This is a genomic window from Undibacterium sp. TC4M20W (genome assembly GCF_049340245.1).
In the GTDB taxonomy this organism is placed as follows: Bacteria; Pseudomonadota; Gammaproteobacteria; order Burkholderiales; family Burkholderiaceae_D; genus Undibacterium.
Map to the genome: position 1 here is coordinate 312,511 of NZ_JBMPPI010000001.1, position 15,494 is coordinate 328,004.

The window sequence follows — 15,494 nt, forward strand, 5'->3', positions numbered from 1 at the left end:
GTCAACTCCCTCTATTAATTTTTGATGATGCCAAGTTGCTGCAACAAAGCCAGGTTATCTTCCAGATGCCAGTTCTCTGCGATGCGGCCATCGGCGACGCGGTAAATATCGGTTGCAATGAAATCGACCTTGCGACCATCGCCTTGCTGACCATGGAAGCTGCCACTGAAGTGGCCAGTAAAATGCAGGCGGCCTACAACACGGTCACCGACCAGCAACATCTCTTCCACCTCCAGCTTAAGATCAGGTACGGCTGCGCGAAAATTTTTTGAGGCAAACAAGGCGCCCTGAGGACCTTGTGGCCGGCCCGCAGGCAAATTCCTGTCCATGAAATTATCTGCCAGCGCCGCTTGTGCAAACTGCGCGTCGCCGGTATTCCAGAAAGCATAGTAACGCCGCGCCGCCAGTGCCATACTTTGTTGCTGCACTGCCGGGATGGACTTGTCGGCAACGATGTTACGCGGCACCGGCAAGTCGTCTTGCGCATAAGCTGTGCTTACATAAATATTAATGCTTAATAATAAACCAAGACCTGCTAAAAATTTGGCATGCATGATATTTCCTTTCATTGCTAGCTCACTAAGTTGTAAAGCGAAATTCGCCTGAACACTACTGTGCTACCATTCCAATTAATTGAAAATATACTTAATAATCAAAGCATCTATTCCACTTTGGAAAAGATAAGGTATTTACGCATGATAGAACTGGCCGATATGAAGCTGTTTGTCCAGGCTGTGCTGAGTGGCAGCCTGTCTGCTGCGGGCCGTGAACTCGGCTTTTCACCAGCCGTAGGCAGCAAGCGCATGAGCAGGCTGGAAGCTGCGCTGGGCACACGCCTGCTACAACGCAGTTCACGTCACCTGAGCCTGACCGAAGAAGGGGCGATGTATTTCGAGCGCTGCCAGGCCATCTTGCTGGATGTTGCCAATGCAGAAGCTGAACTGGGACAAGGCCAGGCAGAACCGCGTGGCATGCTGCGGGTGTCTTCGCCAGTCGCTCTGGGGCGACACTACATAGGCCCGGCACTGGCGAAATTTGCAGGCCAGTATCCCGGTCTGCAGGTGCAACTGTCGCTCAGCGACCAGCTCATTGATCTGGTCGCATCCGGTTACGATTGCGCCATCAGGATAGGGGCCAATACCGACTCACGCCTGCTTGCGCGCACACTGGCAGATAACAGGCGCATCGTTTGCGCTGCCCCGGCCTATCTCGCCAGGCATGGAAAACCCATTAAACCTGCCGACTTGTTGCAGCACAGCTGCATACTCATGCAGCCATCGGCAGCCATGCACGCAGACTGGCATTTTCATTCCAGCACATCTGGCGAAGAACAAACAATCAGGGTACGCGGCAACTGGCTGACCGATAATGGCGAACAGGCCCATGACTGGGCATGTGCGGGTCTTGGTCTGGTCAGGCGTTCTTGCTGGGACATGGCAGCGGCCCTTAAAAGCGGCCAGTTGCTTGAAGTTTTACCGGAGTGGGCAGATATCAGCGCACCGATACAAGTCATGTATCCATCGCGCCACTACCTGCCGCTACGCACTCGCCTGTTCATCGACTTGCTGGTAGCAGAATTTGCCAGTGCAGGAAATCAAAACACATAGCCAGAGGTATCAATGAGAATAGCGCTCACCTTATTTTGCTGCGTGCTGGTGGCAAACAGCAATACATGCATGGCCGCAGCAGCGGATACTGCCCCCGTCATGAGCATTATCAATGAAGAAGAAGTCAAACGCGATGAACCACCGCCCCACGGCGCGATAGGTATGTCCACGGCTTACCGCATCAGTGATGCAGCACCTGCACCGCGCAGCATGGAATTCAGGAAACGCATACTGCACCCCGGCGCAGAAATAGGTTTGCACCCTATTGCCCATGACGAAGTTTATTATGTGCTTTCCGGTACAGGCAGCGTGACCTCAGATGGCAAGACTGCCACCCTGAAAGCGGGCATGGCCGCATACTTGTACAAGGGTGCAGTAGTGGGTATAAAACAAACAGGGACAGAAGCTCTGAGCATTATTGTGAGCTATCCGAATGCAGCGCACTGAATTCGCTTACTCAGCTCGGTCAATCAATTGTGTTACCAAGCTCAGTCACCTAAATCTATCACGCCAGACAAGGGCAGGCCTTGCGGCCTCACATACATTGCCAGCACCCAGGCCCTGGCTGCGTCCCCGGCAAACTGATTCAGCATGGCCGTGATAAATTCTATCGATGACTTGTCCAGTGCAGCAAAAGGATCATCCAACAAACTGATGGTCGCACCGGCAGCAAAAGCTGCCGCCAGCCAGACCTTGCGCTTGCTGCCTGTCGATAACATGAACATCTGCTTGTTGATATGCGGTGTCAAACCAAGACCTTCTATGGCTTGCGTCAATATGACTTCGTCAAAACCAGGATACGCCTTGCGGACGGTAGCGAAGTAAACAGGCACCGGCATTTGATCATAAACATCTGTACGCGGATCTACCCAGAATACCTGATTGCGGTATGCCTCAGGCTGCGCAGACAAAGATACATCTTCAATCTGCAATTTTCCGCTCTGTGCCAGCAAGTCACCTGCCAGCAATTGCAGCAAACTGGTCTTGCCCCGGCCATCACCACCGAGCACCAGCGTAATACCTGCGGGTATATCATACGACCAGTTTGTAAACAATGAATGATCGGGATATTGAAAAGTCAGATCAGTGGCTTGCAGGACAGTTTTTTTCTGGATCGTAGAGGTAGTCATTGCTTAGGTATTTATTTTTTTGGGGATGACGCATAGTATAAGCTGTCATCAGGAAAAAACACTGGCATAGCTGCGATTACCTAGCGTTTCACTCTTTGAAGAGCCAGAACTCAATTCAACTGTCTTATCTGCTGCAATTCCTGTCTGGCCGTGGTTAAAGCATGCTAGACTTTTCGCGCTGGTTTTCCATCCACTTAATACCTTTACACTCAATTGCGGTGACTATGAATACGCCACTCTCTCTATCCAAAACTAGCGCCTGCTGTTTTTGCAGCTTACTGCTCATGAGCAGCACGCTGTGCAGCAATGTGGCGCATGCCGAGCCTGAAGTGACCGCATGCAAACTCAAAGTTTTTTCCATTGACCCTGACACCAAAGGCAACAATATCCGCAGCGGCCCGGGTTCTGAACACAAGGTGATAGCCACTATCAAAGACAGTGATTCACAAATGGAAATCACAGGCTCTGCCGGAAAATGGCTGCGGGTTCGCCAGGTCAGCGGCGTGGGCGGCGAAGTATATTTCAAAGGAGAAGGCTGGGTATACGCACCCCTGACAGGCATCAATGCAAAAGCAAGTGTCAGCCTGCGTGCCAGCCCGACGGCGCAGAGCGCCATGACAGGAAAAATCCCTGCCGATGCTGGCGCATCAGTACAAAGCTGCAATGGTGAATGGCTGGAGATACAATATAAAAACACGAAAGCATGGATGCCGCCTGGCTCATATTGCGGTAATCCTGTGACGACCTGTTCATAGACCAAGCGCAAACTAAAAGCCCGCTGCTTGCATTAATCATCATGCAAGCAGCGGGCTTTTTTACATCTGCAATATCGACGATGACTGAATCATCGCTTCATCAAAATTCAAACGCACCAATGTCTATCATGCCATCCTGCTTGCGCAAGATCACCGCACCAGGTTGTGCCACTGGCAGCAAGCTGGATGTGAGATTACCCAATCCATTGCCCGCATTGATCAGGGGTGAACCAAGTGCCGGGCGATAATCATGCTGTGCAATATTCGCCAATACCGGATTATTATTGGCACCCAGATTGCTGCTCCAGCCATTCACGACTGCACCTGTCAGATGCCCCTCCCAATACTGTGCGGCATTGGGCGAGACCCAGTTATTCGTCATATTGACGGTGCCCTTACCCAGTGCCATGGCCTGCACTTTGCCTGGCGCACCGGGTGTCACTGGCAGTGCGTAGAACAGATTATTCCTGACGTCGGCAACTGCATTGGGCATACCCAGATTAAACATCAGTGTCTCTGGATAAATACCATGGGTAGCGTCCCCCCTTACCACCATCGTATTATTGTAAAAGAACAGGGTACCCTGACGGTAGTTTGCTGTCAGGCCACTGTCACCACCATAATTGACCAGGTTGGTGTTATTACTGCCTGGCGTCACATCAAAAAGATTGCCGTAGACATAGGTTGATGCATAGTTTGGTTCACCATAGATAAGCGCATTGCCACCAGTAGAATCCATCAAGTGCAGTTGCAGGCCGCAGCTTGATGCAAAAGTGTTATAGCGCACAATCAGGCCAGATGAACGGTCTTTCAAACAATCACCAAAAGCACCAGGGCGTACATCACCAAAGTAGTTGTACTGAAAAATAATATCGCGTGCTTCAGTATAGCTATTGTGTTCCGAGTAACCGTTAGTCACATTGGCAATAGGTGCATTGCCGTTGTTGTAGAAGGTATTAGCTTCGATCAGCACATCTTGCGACAACTCTACCAGAGTACCATTTTTGGAATTAATGAACAGGCCGTTACCGCAATTGTGCATGACATTATTTTTCACCACCAAATGTGCTGCGGCTTCGACAAACAGGCAAGTGCCGAAAGACGCATAGCTATCTGTTTTCTTGCCCTGTGCATCAGAAAAGGAATTGCCATACACAGAGTTGCGTATGTCGAGATTTTCGATGCCGATATAACCCACTGGCCCATTATTGTAGTTGTAGCCAGCCTGCGGCCCCACCATGACCAGGCCCAGTTTATACAGCGCACGCGTGGTACTGGCATTGTCATGATATTGCAGGGTGCGGGCAGCCTGGCCTGGCAGTGTCTCCAGTTGCGTTGCCAGCTTGCCCTGGGCGTCTGGCGCACCATCAATGATGGGGCGCGCGCCAGTCACAGGATCAGGCATGCCGATCACACGCATGAATTTATTCGGTGCCGTTGGCGTCAGATTGGTACCCGCTGAAATCAAGATCATTTCATGGTAAGGCAGATTGTTTGGCTTGGCATAAATCCTGACCGTATCACAGCCTTTCAATAAACTCCAGGGCAACTGGCCCAATGCGGTATAAGTCTTGCCCACGCCTACATCATAGTAGTTGATGGCAGCACAGCCAGACTGGTCTGCATTCATCGTCGGCGTGGTCGCCCTGGTGATAGTCGATGAACCGGAAACCGGCGGGATGCTGGTGCTGGCCGCCGTAATGACAAATACCCGTGAACGGGTATAAGTTACACCCGCCACAGTCACGCTGGCCGTAATGGTGGCGCTGCCTGAATGTGCACTGGCCGGCACTGCCAGCAAATAATTACCTAATGCATTAGCGACAGCAACTTTACTGACGGTAATCAGCGCAGGATTACTGCTGCTGACCGTAATCGCCACCGACGCATCTGTCGTGCCGGTTTCGGTAATAAATTCTATAAGTGCATACTCCATCGAACCCGCATTACGTGCATTGCTGGCCTCAAAACCCACGGCCTTGGATGAAAAACCTATGCGAGCCGGGCTGGTAGCTGCATTTGCTGTCTGTACAAACAGCGAGATGATGGTCACTGAAGTGACGGCCAGACAACAGCCAAAGGCCAATGCACTGGACAGTTTTTGAAGTAAATTTTGATGCAGTTTCATACTATTTCTCCTGACGAAGCGACATGAACATATGAAAAATGCACCCTGCCGCAATAAAATGAAGATACAAATTTCAAATCTGGCAAGCATCATCACAAGCCTGAATTTGTAAAGTAAGTGTCGGCCGTCATTTTTTTATATGACATTAAGCATATTGAGTTCTGCCCCGGTCTGTGAAAGACTGTATCTGGCAAGCGCAGTTGCCCTGAGAATGTTGTCTTGCAGATTCATTCAAGAAATGTACGAAAGAAAACATTATTCTTACCTTGTGTTTCTCCTGTAATTCCCTTGTATCTATTCACTAGACCAAGGCTTGTATCTATCGCTAATCAACGGCCAGGTGCAAACTTGCCAGGCTTTAATTCAAACCATATCAAGCAACCAAGAAAGAGACATATCATGATCAAACTGACCCGTCTGAAACTGACCCACCTGCTGCAGGCACTGGTCATCACGTCCGTCGTCGCCACGGGCAGTGCTGGCGCTGCTGATCCGGTTTCTGCGAATGAAAAAGACCCGTTGCGTGCCACGCTGCTGGAAAGCAAGGAGAAAAACAAGGGTGTTACCGTGCATGCCAGTGGCACCAATGTCGCCATGGTCGTTACTGCGCTGGATGAGAAATACGTCATAGGACGCAACCAGCAAGCCAGCCGCATCGTCATCCGCCTCGACCGTATCGATGGCGTCTCCGCAGCATTTTGATTCCTTTTGCCGGGATCAGGCATCGTTAATCCACACTTCATCGACACAGAATCCACACTTAAGCATCAGGGAGAAAACGATGTCTGACTTGGCATTTTGGATAATATGTCTCGCTGTCCTGGGCCTGGCCTATGGCTGGCGATACAAGTCAAATACGCGACAAGAGCCGCGCAGGCATGCAGAACAAATCATGCTACACATACGCATAGACAGAGACAGCGTGCACGCAGGCGACGACACAGTGTCGCATGCAGAAAATATTGCCGTTCCCGCCAACACCAGCCTGGCTGCCTTGCTCGAACAAATCCGCATGGCGAGATTTCTGCCCTCTATCAGCGGTGGCAAGGCGACCTGGGTCATAGAATCCTCAGGAAGCCAGATCAAGGCGATAGGTGTGCTGGCCCAGCAGTGGCAGGAACCCCGCGTCATGATAGATGCGTCGGTAGGGGTTGCGCAGCACTTTGCAGGGCAGCAACCAAACCTGTTCTTTCGCTACTGCTGCCAGAGCGATCCTGATACTGTGTACACGCAATTGCAGGTTTCACCTGCCAATGAAAACACACTTACCCAGACTCTTGACTTCATTGGCTTGAGCAGTCTGGCAAGGTACACGAATTATCTGCGTAGTTTACTGAACCCGGATTCAGGCAGATGTTAAGGCAGCTCAAAAAATATCCACCCTGGGTCATCCTCATGGGCATCGTCTCTTTCCTGTTCGGTTGCGGCAATGAATCCGCCTATTACAAAAAGAAGGGCAAATGGCATTACGACGGTGTGGTCATTGACAGCCAGCATGAGCCCATCAACTTCACGCCCATAGACGACTATTTTGCCAAAGATGCGAGCTATTCTTATTACCGGGGCACGCCTATTTTTAACGGCAATGATGCCAGCGACAGTGCCAGTTTCCAGGTTCTGAGTAAATACTATGCCAAGGACAAGTCCATGGTATTTTTTTGCGATACCGAGCGTGACAGCAAAGAATACTGGAGCATCAAACGCACGGTCATCAAAAAAATACGGGATGCCGACCCAGCCAGCTTTCGCATGATGAGCGATGGCTATCTCGCCAGGGATAAATCACACCTGTTCAGGCAAGACAAGATCGTGCCGGTGCAAGATATAGACAGCTTTGTGCTACTGGATCATTTTTTTGCCAAAGATAAATTACGCGGCTATTATTGCGAAAATGAAATTGCAGGCAGTGACGGGCTTAGCTTTTCCCCCATAGACGCCCACTATGCCAGGGACCGCACAAAAATTTATTACGTCGATGGCTACACCGTCAACGGCAGTATCAAAGGCGTAATCTACGACAACTTCAAAGCAATAGAACAAGGCTATGCTATTGATGGCACCAAGGCCTATTACCGTGGCGATGTCATCAGCAAAGACGATGCTGCCTCATTGCAGTATCTGGCGATGGGATATGCAAAAACCTCACGCCAGGTTTTCTATTATGGAAAATTGATCAAGGGGGCAGATGCTGCCAGTTTTGGCATGCTTGAACGCTTTGACGGCAAGATCGATGCGACGGATAAAAACGCGCAATACAATGCAGGCGAACGTATCAAGGCAGCCTCATAAAGACAGCTGATCATGCGGCAATAGCTCTCAATTAATTTTTTGCAGCGCTGGCCATGCCATGCTGCATGATGGTCGCCATATTATCAAAAAAACCTTCCCAGGCAGCACGGTGCGCAGCTGTAAACCCGGCACCGCCGCGCGTCGCCAGAGTATCAATCAAGATATTGCGCATCACACCAAAATAAGCTTGCTGTACCTGGTAATGATGATGCCGAACGCCAGATGCACGCAATAACAACAACAGATGTTCAGGCTGATGTACCAGCGCCACGGTTTCTTCCAGCGTGTGAGTCAGGCGGCCCTGTTGCTCTGTCATGTCACCGGCAAATAATTCAATCACCGCAGGCGCTGCAGCAAACAGATGCCGGTAAAAATCAACCGCCAGATCACCAGGGGCAACAATGGCCGCCGCCCAGCCCGATGTGATCAGCCCGGCGACATCGTCCTGAATAGTCATCAACCATTGCTCAGCCGCTGCGAGCTGGGCCTTATTCGGCGCGCGGGAAGAAAGGGCTGGTTTAGCCGGTTTTTCTGCTGGTGCTTTAGTCATTAATAAATTCTGGCGTTGATGGATAAATAGTCTGAGGACTTGTATGAACTTGAAAGCGGATTTGTTGCTTAGTATATCCCTTATCCTCACTGACATAGAAGAAATCAGCACCCCGGCACAGGCATATACATACTTCAGTATGCACGGCCAGAAGCACTTTTTGATACGCAAGCCCGTAGTGGATATGTTATAAGTATCGCTGGCAATATTGCGGCACGATTTCATCAGACCCCATTGCCCCCCTCCCCTTGGTACATCAGCGTGCAGCCTGATTCATTCTTGCAAATTGAGGATTTTTTGTGACAAAGAACAAGTATCAAATATTGGCAGATGAACTGGCTGATGCGATATTGAACAAAAAATTGGCGGCTAATGCTCGCCTGCCTTCAGTACGTGAACTCATGCAGCAGCATCAGCTCAGTCTTGCCACTGTGACTAATGCCTTGCACACCCTGGAAGAAAAAGGTCTGGTTGAACCACGTGGCAAAGCTGGCTATTTTGTTAAACCGCCAGCGAAGCAAGAAGCCGTGGCGACTGCCGCACATACCCAGGCAGATTTGCAAAACATGTCTGCCAATGTACTCAAATGGGGGCCGGCAGAAGACCTGTTCCCTGAACAGCGCTGGCAAAGCCTGCTGGGCAGCGTGATACGCCGCCATCCTTTTTTATCTACCCGCCATGCTCAGGGCTATGGTCACCCGCGCCTGCGTTCGGAGCTGGCCAAGCGCAGTGCAGAGAATGGCTGCTTCCTCAAGGAAGATGAATTGATCGTGACCCAGGGCGCGACAGAAGCACTGCTGCTGGCCTTGCGTGCAACCAGCGAGGCTGGCAGCAAGGTATTGGTGCAGGCACCCGTCAGCGTCCTGTATAGCCGCCTGCTGGAAACCTTCACCCTGACCCCGGTGACCGTGAACAGCAGCGTGGACGCACCAGAATTTCTGGCAGAAGTACAGGCCATACTGGAAGGTGAAGATCCACCCAAGGTTTTTTTACTGGTCGCCAATTACCATTTCCCCACTGGTGCACTGATGCCCTTGCCCGTGAAACGCAATCTCTTGAGGCTGGCAGAAAAACATGGCGTCACCATCATAGAAGATGATGTCTATGGCGACCTGCAGCATGATGGTGCACGGCCACTGACATTGAAATCCTTTGACCTCAAAGGCAATGTCATCTACGTCAACTCTTGCTCCAAAACCCTGGCACCCGGTTTGCGCATAGGCTGGCTGGCCGCTGGTAGCTGGCGTGAACGCATAGAGTATTTGAAAAGCGCATCGGCCAGCAGTGTCAATGAATTATCACAACTCGTGTTGGCAGAATTCCTGGCACAGGGCAGCCATGTGCCACACTTGCGCAAATACCGCCAGCAATTAAAAACACGCACTGGTGAATATTTATCCATACTGCGGCTGGTGTTGGGCAATACCGTCAAACTCGCTGATATGCCCGGCGGTTATAGTTACTGGTTGCCCCTCCCGGGCAAGATCAGCGCAGAAGAAATACAGACACAAATCCGCGCCAATTGGCCATTGCTGGAAGAAGCCGATACACCACAGATTGCACTGGTCTCGAATGGCGTGTGCGTGAATACGTCGATACCGCTGACTGATCCTCTGCGCCAGTCATTGACTGCATTCTGTTTTTATCTGCGCGGTTTCTATTAGCGCTTTTCCATAAGATGACGCACAAAAAAAACGGGGCAATCCCCGTTTTTTTATTTTGTATCTACCGACAAAAGCAGTGCTTGTATCTATCTGCAAAATCCCCTCTCCAACATACTTCTTCCCATGCTAAGGCATGATCAGACTCTGCTGAACAAGCCTTGAGCGCGCCGTACTTTCTGAAAATTTCTTGTATTCATGCGGAAAGCACAGCCTTGTATCTAACAATGCATCTGCCCTTCGCCAATACTAGTGAACTGTAACAGTGAAAATCGGAGTGCCTGCCATGTGCGCGACTATCATGGCTGCGTTGCAAATACTCGCGATAGCCCCGCTATCGCTGTGTTTTGCATCTTGCCCTGATGCGCCGGGCACATGTCCTTCACTCTCGATTTCACTGTTACAGTCCACTAGCCAGGTCATCATTTATCGCTTATGAAAAGAAATTGTATGCAAGCTACGCAAAGACTCATTTATAAAAAACATACGCCACATTTCGACTGTGCAGCGTCCGTTTGCAATGGCAAAGAATATACGCGTCATGCTGAGGATGACAGCAAGAATACTGCTGCACTCATGGAAGAAATATCGCGACTGAAGCGCTTTATTTCTGATCTGGAAATTGAAAACCGTACCGACATATTGACAGGCCTGTTGAACCGCCGTGGTTTTATCGCTGAGTTAAATACGGCATGGGACAGATGGGTACGTTATGCAGTACCAACCACGCTGATCGTGCTGGACATGAATCGCTTTAAACAGATCAATGACAATTATGGACATGAGGCTGGTGACAAGGCATTGAAACTGGTTGCTGTTTATCTGCAAAACAATTTGCGATCCACTGACATACTGGGACGACTTGGTGGTGATGAGTTTGCCGTAATTTTGCCGCATACCAATGCCCAGGAAACGCAAACCATCATCAATAAATTATTGCAGGCCACACCTGTTTTACAAATGAATTTTTCACAGGAGCAGGTAGCCATTCCTTTGGAATTTGCGCTTGGTTTTGCTGAAGTGAATACATCCCAGGGCCCGCCCAAGGCCTGGCTGCAAGCTGCTGACTTGCAGATGTACCAAAGCAAGGCTGCCACGGCAGACTAGACTAACTTTCAGCAAATCCACTTTCAGTAAATCCAATTATCATTTCAACCGGAGTTTAAAAATGAATCAACACACCGTCACCCTTGTACAAGACTCGTGGAAACAAGTTGCTACTATCGCCCCACAGGCAGCCGCCCTGTTTTATCAAAACCTGTTTGCAGCCGACCCCTCACTGAAACCCATGTTCCGTGGTGACATGACAGAGCAGGGTAGAAAACTCATGCAGATGATAGGTGCAGCGGTTGGCAAGCTCAATGACCTGGATAATCTGGTGCCAGTACTGCAGGGCCTGGCCGTGCGCCATGATGGTTACGGCGTAAAGGAATCACACTATCAGACAGTTGGTGCTGCACTGCTTAAAACACTGGGGCAAGGCCTGGGTGATCGCTTCACCAGCGAAACCAGGGATGCGTGGGCCACCGTATATGGTGTGATGGCCAATGTCATGATCACAGCCTCACGCGCAACGGTAGCGGCCTGAGTCATGTATTTTTTGCGTGTGCTTTAAAAGGAATGCCAAAGTGAACTTAGCGTTTAAAAAGTCCGGCGATTTTAGCACTGCATCTGCAGTGCCTTTGCCTTTGACTGAAACAAAGAATGCGATGCGCGATGCAAATGTCAGAACTGAAAAAGGTAAAACATCTTCCTTTTTCTGGCTGATCCTGCCAGTCTTCTTTTTATTGAAATACACTGGCACTATCCCGCAAACAGGCGAACTGCTGATAGTCATCGCGACGCTGGCTGGCTTCATCATCTTGTTTGAATACAGCTTGCAGGTGAATGGCAATCGCCTGCTGGCCTGCATCATCGCTGCCACCATGACAGGTATTTTGTGGGCACCTTGCAATGCCGGTGCTGCCGCATTTGTCATGATCGGTGTTGGCATGTGCCAGCGCCTGGAGAATACCCGCGCAGCCTGCACTGCCTTGTCGATTGTGTGTGCAATTTTGCTGATGGCAAATGCCGCCCTGGAATTACCATCTGATTTTCTCCTGCCAGCGCTGCTGTTTTGCATCCCGGTTGGCCTGGTCAGTATCTTGCTCGACAAGCATAGCCGCACAGACGATCAATTACTCGTGAAGCATGAGGAGATCGCCAATAAGGCCCGTCTCGCCGAACGTGAAAGAATTTCCCGCGATATTCATGATGTGCTTGGCCATACCTTGTCAGTTATCGTCTTGAAAGCTGACCTGGCGCGCAAACTGATCAACACTGATTCAGGTGCCTGTTCCCACGAATTAATAGACATAGAACACAGTGCACGTAACATCTTGAGAGAAGTGCGCACAACAGTGCGCAACTGTCGTACTCGCAGTTTGAACGCGGAGTTGAATGCAGCAAAAAAAGCCTTGCAGGCAGCCGGTGTCAACATGACTGCCCTGATTGAACAATGCAGCATCCCGCCGTTACTGGAAAATGTCATCGCCCTTGCTTTGCGCGAAGCCGTAACCAATATTATCCGTCACGCCGGGGCAAGCAAATGCAAGATCACGCTGTCGTCAGATGCAAAAAATATCAGATTCACTATCGCAGATGACGGCACCATTCATGCCAACAGGACAATCAGAAAAGGCTGCGGCCTGGGCGGTATGACAGAACGCATACACGCCTTGAAGGGCAGCATCCATATCCATCAGGCAAATGGCCTGAGTATAGTAATTTCACTGCCTGTCAAAGGTGCAGCATGATACGCATAGTGATTGCTGAAGACCATGCGCTGGTATCGGGTGCGCTGGCCGCCCTGCTGCGCTTTGAGCCTGATATGCAAGTCATCTCGCTGGCAAGCAATGGCCAGCAAGCGCTGGAAGTCTGTCAGCAAGAGTGCCCGGATATTTTGCTGACGGATATAGAAATGCCCGTCATGACAGGGCTGGAGCTGGCCGCCAGCATTGCAGAGCAAAGCCTGCCCTGCAAAGTCATCATGCTGACCACCTTCGCCCGCGTAGGCTATTTGCGCCGTGCCACCGCCAGCGGTGTGCGCGGCTATATGCTCAAAGATTCACCTTCAGACAGCCTGGCAGCAGCGATACGTACCGTGCAGTCAGGTGGCCGCGTGATTGCGCCTGAACTCGCCATGGAAGGCTGGAACGGCCCGCACGACCCCTTGTCAGAACGTGAGCGCCAGGTACTGCGCCTGGCAGGTTCAGGCGCAGGCAATGCCGACATCGCCAGGCAAATCCATCTGTCCGAAGGCACAGTACGCAATTACCTGTCAGATGCCATCGGCAAACTGCACGTCAGGAACCGCGGTGAGGCTTACAGGATAGCCAGTGATGCAGGCTGGCTTTAATAATCTGCCATAACGAACTGCCAGGCTATTTAAACGGTGCAGTACTATCACCCGCAAGCAGCATTTGCGGCACCTGGGTGAAAGCAGTAAACACACCCGTGCCACTTGTCCTGTCGAGCACGAACACCATGTCGTAACGCGATCCAGGCCATGGCTGCGTCGGCAAATTAGAAAAGTTGGCCGTGCCTGTCTTTTTGAGCAATTCGTTCAGTACCGAGTCCTGACCTGGCCCCTGCCAGATGTCCTCATGCTGCCAGGAAATGAGCACCGTACCCGATTGCGCCAGCACACTGGCGACCATGCCATCGCTGTGTTTATAGTGATCTTTGTCGAAAGAAGTATTCGGCGTCAGGTTCAACTTCGCAGCCAGTGCAGAGATAGTCTGATACGGTCTCTGGCTGGGCTCCTTGCCACCAGCAGTCGCGGGATTGGACGCATAAATGAAATTGGGCACAGCCAGTTCTGCATTCTGGAACTGACCATAGCTGGGGTTGAACAAACTGGCGACGCCACCCGCTCTTTCCCAGCCCAGCGTAATCAAGGACTCATTATCGCTGGCCCCCAGCAAATTGACGCCACCATAAACACTTGTGCCATAAGTGCCAGGCTTTTCTGCATGGCGGATGATCATGATCTTGGTCGGTCCCATATTCTCTTCCTTTTTTGATGGATGCAGGGGTAACAGAATTCTCGTCAACTCATTGCCAGTCAAACTTGCCAGTAAAACACCAGAACTGGCTATGCCAGACTATATAGGCAAGTGCCTTTGTTGACCAGAGTGCAATGACAAAATCACACCGCAGCACATCCCAGGCAAGATTTGCACTCAAAAAGCTGCTTGCATTGCTGCATGTGAAGCATATACAATCCATATACGTTTCATATATAAAGGTGCCACATGGGCATAGTCAACATCGACGACGATCTGCACGACCAGATACGCAAGGCAAGCGCGGTAGCTTGCCGCTCCATCAATGCACAAGCTGCTTTCTGGATCAAGATAGGTATGTTGTGCGAAATGAATCCTACCCTGAGTTTTAACGAAATCGTCGTGCGCGAGCTACGCGCCGCCGGGGTGGATGAGGCACAGTCTTTCCGGGCGGCAGTGGCATGACCAAGCGCCCCGAAGAAATCGCTCTGATGGCAGAATCTGGTAAATTGCTGGCCAGCGTATTTGCCCACCTTGACACCCTGAACCTGGTCGGCATATCGACCATGCAGGTAAATGACCTCGTCGATAGCTATATCGTCAATGAACTCAAGGCGCGCCCGGCCAGCAAGGGGCAATACGGTTATGCCTATGCGCTGAACTCTTCGCGCAACAATGCGGTTTGCCACGGTGTGCCGTCCCCGGCAGAAATCCTGCAGGATGGCGACATCGTCAACTTCGACATCACCCTCGAAAAAAATGGCTATATCGCCGACTCCAGCAAAACCTATCTCGTCGGCGCAGTATCACCGTCAGCCAGGCGGCTCGTGCAAGTGACCTATGAAGCCATGTGGAAAGGCATCAAAGCCGTGCGCCCCGGTTCCAGGCTGGGCGACATAGGACATGCCATAGAACGGCATGCCAAGCGCAGCGGTTACTCCGTCGTCAGGGAATATTGCGGCCACGGCATAGGCCAGGAAATGCATGAACCGCCACAGGTACTGCACTGGGGCAAACCCAACACCGGCATGTTGTTAAAAGAAGGCATGGTCTTCACCATAGAACCCATGATCAACCAGGGCCACCATGCCGTACGCACAGAAGATGACGGCTGGACTGTCGTCACCATGGACGGCAAATTATCAGCCCAGTTCGAGCATACGGTCGCCGTTACAAAAAGCGGTGTACAAGTATTGACCTTGCGGCCTGGAGAAAGAGCATTGGCCTGAAACTCGTCGTTGCATATGAGGGTGGATAGACGAGTGAATATGCAACTGGATAAGCACCAGCCTGGTCTGCAATGAACATCATCATTGCAGACCAGTCAT

At 50.9% G+C, this 15,494-nt stretch carries 18 protein-coding genes; 13 read left to right on the forward strand and 5 right to left on the reverse strand.

What is annotated here, in order from left to right; genetic code table 11:
• Positions 1-14: 14 nt before the first annotated feature.
• Positions 15-554: an ester cyclase gene (locus ACO0LL_RS01520; protein WP_422949125.1), complete on the reverse strand. Its 540-nt coding sequence runs from the start codon at positions 552-554 to the stop codon at positions 15-17.
• Between the two features lie 141 nt (positions 555-695).
• Here ACO0LL_RS01520 and ACO0LL_RS01525 point away from each other — a divergent pair, with 141 nt between their 5' ends.
• Both ACO0LL_RS01525 and ACO0LL_RS01530 read left to right on the forward strand, forming a co-directional pair.
• Positions 696-1,607 carry a LysR family transcriptional regulator gene (locus ACO0LL_RS01525; RefSeq protein ID WP_422949126.1) on the forward strand — a complete coding sequence of 304 codons (912 nt, stop codon included), beginning with the start codon at positions 696-698 and terminating at the stop codon, positions 1,605-1,607.
• 12 nt (positions 1,608-1,619) lie between these two features.
• Positions 1,620-2,054 carry a cupin domain-containing protein gene (locus ACO0LL_RS01530; protein ID WP_422949127.1) on the forward strand — a complete coding sequence of 145 codons (435 nt, stop codon included), beginning with the start codon at positions 1,620-1,622 and terminating at the stop codon, positions 2,052-2,054.
• Positions 2,055-2,095: 41 nt separating this feature from the next.
• Here the strand turns inward: ACO0LL_RS01530 and ACO0LL_RS01535 are convergent, their stop codons facing one another.
• Positions 2,096-2,737, reverse strand: coding sequence for an ABC transporter ATP-binding protein (locus tag ACO0LL_RS01535; RefSeq protein ID WP_422949128.1), 642 nt, complete (start codon positions 2,735-2,737; stop codon positions 2,096-2,098).
• A 284-nt stretch (positions 2,738-3,021) separates the two neighbouring features.
• Here ACO0LL_RS01535 and ACO0LL_RS01540 point away from each other — a divergent pair, with 284 nt between their 5' ends.
• Positions 3,022-3,492 carry an SH3 domain-containing protein gene (locus ACO0LL_RS01540; protein WP_422949129.1) on the forward strand — a complete coding sequence of 157 codons (471 nt, stop codon included), beginning with the start codon at positions 3,022-3,024 and terminating at the stop codon, positions 3,490-3,492.
• A 100-nt stretch (positions 3,493-3,592) separates the two neighbouring features.
• Here the strand turns inward: ACO0LL_RS01540 and ACO0LL_RS01545 are convergent, their stop codons facing one another.
• Positions 3,593-5,620: a hypothetical protein gene (locus ACO0LL_RS01545; RefSeq protein WP_422949130.1), complete on the reverse strand. Its 2,028-nt coding sequence runs from the start codon at positions 5,618-5,620 to the stop codon at positions 3,593-3,595.
• A gap of 399 nt (positions 5,621-6,019) precedes the next feature.
• Between ACO0LL_RS01545 and ACO0LL_RS01550 the strand changes: the two genes are divergently transcribed.
• The 3 genes from ACO0LL_RS01550 (at position 6,020) to ACO0LL_RS01560 (ending at position 7,909) form a co-directional block, all read left to right on the forward strand.
• Positions 6,020-6,322: a hypothetical protein gene (locus ACO0LL_RS01550; RefSeq protein ID WP_422949131.1), complete on the forward strand. Its 303-nt coding sequence runs from the start codon at positions 6,020-6,022 to the stop codon at positions 6,320-6,322.
• Between the two features lie 79 nt (positions 6,323-6,401).
• Entirely contained in the window at positions 6,402-6,980 is a 579-nt protein-coding gene (locus tag ACO0LL_RS01555; RefSeq protein WP_422949132.1) for a hypothetical protein, read from the forward strand.
• Positions 6,974-7,909, forward strand: coding sequence for a DKNYY domain-containing protein (locus tag ACO0LL_RS01560; RefSeq protein ID WP_422949133.1), 936 nt, complete (start codon positions 6,974-6,976; stop codon positions 7,907-7,909). Before ACO0LL_RS01555 ends, ACO0LL_RS01560 begins: the two co-directional genes overlap by 7 nt.
• Positions 7,910-7,940: 31 nt before the next feature.
• On the opposite strand, the gene ACO0LL_RS01565 is transcribed toward ACO0LL_RS01560, so the two are convergent.
• Positions 7,941-8,459 (reverse strand): globin domain-containing protein, encoded by a 519-nt coding sequence (locus ACO0LL_RS01565; RefSeq protein WP_422949134.1) that lies wholly within the window; start codon positions 8,457-8,459, stop codon positions 7,941-7,943.
• A 299-nt stretch (positions 8,460-8,758) separates the two neighbouring features.
• Between ACO0LL_RS01565 and ACO0LL_RS01570 the strand changes: the two genes are divergently transcribed.
• The 5 genes from ACO0LL_RS01570 to ACO0LL_RS01590 all read left to right on the forward strand — a co-directional run bounded on the left by ACO0LL_RS01570 (position 8,759) and on the right by ACO0LL_RS01590 (position 13,517).
• Positions 8,759-10,123, forward strand: a complete 1,365-nt coding sequence (locus tag ACO0LL_RS01570; RefSeq protein WP_422949135.1) for a PLP-dependent aminotransferase family protein — start codon at positions 8,759-8,761, stop codon at positions 10,121-10,123.
• Positions 10,124-10,570: 447 nt separating this feature from the next.
• On the forward strand, positions 10,571-11,227 hold the full coding sequence (locus ACO0LL_RS01575; RefSeq protein ID WP_422949136.1) for a GGDEF domain-containing protein: 657 nt from the start codon (positions 10,571-10,573) through the stop codon (positions 11,225-11,227).
• Between the two features lie 61 nt (positions 11,228-11,288).
• A complete protein-coding gene (locus ACO0LL_RS01580) occupies positions 11,289-11,708 on the forward strand; it encodes a globin family protein (RefSeq protein WP_422949137.1) in 420 nt (139 codons plus the stop codon).
• Positions 11,709-11,748: 40 nt separating this feature from the next.
• Positions 11,749-12,915 carry a sensor histidine kinase gene (locus ACO0LL_RS01585; protein ID WP_422949138.1) on the forward strand — a complete coding sequence of 389 codons (1,167 nt, stop codon included), beginning with the start codon at positions 11,749-11,751 and terminating at the stop codon, positions 12,913-12,915.
• Positions 12,912-13,517 (forward strand): response regulator transcription factor, encoded by a 606-nt coding sequence (locus tag ACO0LL_RS01590; RefSeq protein ID WP_422949139.1) that lies wholly within the window; start codon positions 12,912-12,914, stop codon positions 13,515-13,517. The genes ACO0LL_RS01585 and ACO0LL_RS01590 overlap by 4 nt, the downstream gene beginning before the upstream one ends.
• A 25-nt stretch (positions 13,518-13,542) precedes the next feature.
• Here the strand turns inward: ACO0LL_RS01590 and ACO0LL_RS01595 are convergent, their stop codons facing one another.
• Positions 13,543-14,166: a hypothetical protein gene (locus ACO0LL_RS01595; RefSeq protein ID WP_422949140.1), complete on the reverse strand. Its 624-nt coding sequence runs from the start codon at positions 14,164-14,166 to the stop codon at positions 13,543-13,545.
• Between the two features lie 249 nt (positions 14,167-14,415).
• Between ACO0LL_RS01595 and ACO0LL_RS01600 the strand changes: the two genes are divergently transcribed.
• Both ACO0LL_RS01600 and map read left to right on the forward strand, forming a co-directional pair.
• Positions 14,416-14,631, forward strand: a complete 216-nt coding sequence (locus ACO0LL_RS01600; protein ID WP_422949141.1) for a ParD-like family protein — start codon at positions 14,416-14,418, stop codon at positions 14,629-14,631.
• On the forward strand, positions 14,628-15,395 hold the full coding sequence (gene map, locus ACO0LL_RS01605; RefSeq protein ID WP_422949142.1) for a type I methionyl aminopeptidase: 768 nt from the start codon (positions 14,628-14,630) through the stop codon (positions 15,393-15,395). Before ACO0LL_RS01600 ends, map begins: the two co-directional genes overlap by 4 nt.
• Positions 15,396-15,494 lie beyond the last annotated feature (99 nt).

Coding starts and splice junctions, on each gene's coding strand:
- ACO0LL_RS01580 (WP_422949137.1), top strand. CDS start 11,289: ATGAATCAACACACCGTCACCCTTGTACAAGACTCGTGGAAACAAGTT.
- ACO0LL_RS01535 (WP_422949128.1), bottom strand. CDS start 2,737: ATGACTACCTCTACGATCCAGAAAAAAACTGTCCTGCAAGCCACTGAT.
- ACO0LL_RS01560 (WP_422949133.1), top strand. CDS start 6,974: ATGTTAAGGCAGCTCAAAAAATATCCACCCTGGGTCATCCTCATGGGC.
- ACO0LL_RS01540 (WP_422949129.1), top strand. CDS start 3,022: ATGAGCAGCACGCTGTGCAGCAATGTGGCGCATGCCGAGCCTGAAGTG.
- ACO0LL_RS01530 (WP_422949127.1), top strand. CDS start 1,620: ATGAGAATAGCGCTCACCTTATTTTGCTGCGTGCTGGTGGCAAACAGC.
- map (WP_422949142.1), top strand. CDS start 14,628: ATGACCAAGCGCCCCGAAGAAATCGCTCTGATGGCAGAATCTGGTAAA.
- ACO0LL_RS01555 (WP_422949132.1), top strand. CDS start 6,402: ATGTCTGACTTGGCATTTTGGATAATATGTCTCGCTGTCCTGGGCCTG.
- ACO0LL_RS01600 (WP_422949141.1), top strand. CDS start 14,416: ATGGGCATAGTCAACATCGACGACGATCTGCACGACCAGATACGCAAG.
- ACO0LL_RS01550 (WP_422949131.1), top strand. CDS start 6,020: ATGATCAAACTGACCCGTCTGAAACTGACCCACCTGCTGCAGGCACTG.
- ACO0LL_RS01595 (WP_422949140.1), bottom strand. CDS start 14,166: ATGGGACCGACCAAGATCATGATCATCCGCCATGCAGAAAAGCCTGGC.
- ACO0LL_RS01575 (WP_422949136.1), top strand. CDS start 10,571: ATGCAAGCTACGCAAAGACTCATTTATAAAAAACATACGCCACATTTC.
- ACO0LL_RS01520 (WP_422949125.1), bottom strand. CDS start 554: ATGCATGCCAAATTTTTAGCAGGTCTTGGTTTATTATTAAGCATTAAT.
- ACO0LL_RS01590 (WP_422949139.1), top strand. CDS start 12,912: ATGATACGCATAGTGATTGCTGAAGACCATGCGCTGGTATCGGGTGCG.
- ACO0LL_RS01525 (WP_422949126.1), top strand. CDS start 696: ATGATAGAACTGGCCGATATGAAGCTGTTTGTCCAGGCTGTGCTGAGT.
- ACO0LL_RS01565 (WP_422949134.1), bottom strand. CDS start 8,459: ATGACTAAAGCACCAGCAGAAAAACCGGCTAAACCAGCCCTTTCTTCC.
- ACO0LL_RS01545 (WP_422949130.1), bottom strand. CDS start 5,620: ATGAAACTGCATCAAAATTTACTTCAAAAACTGTCCAGTGCATTGGCC.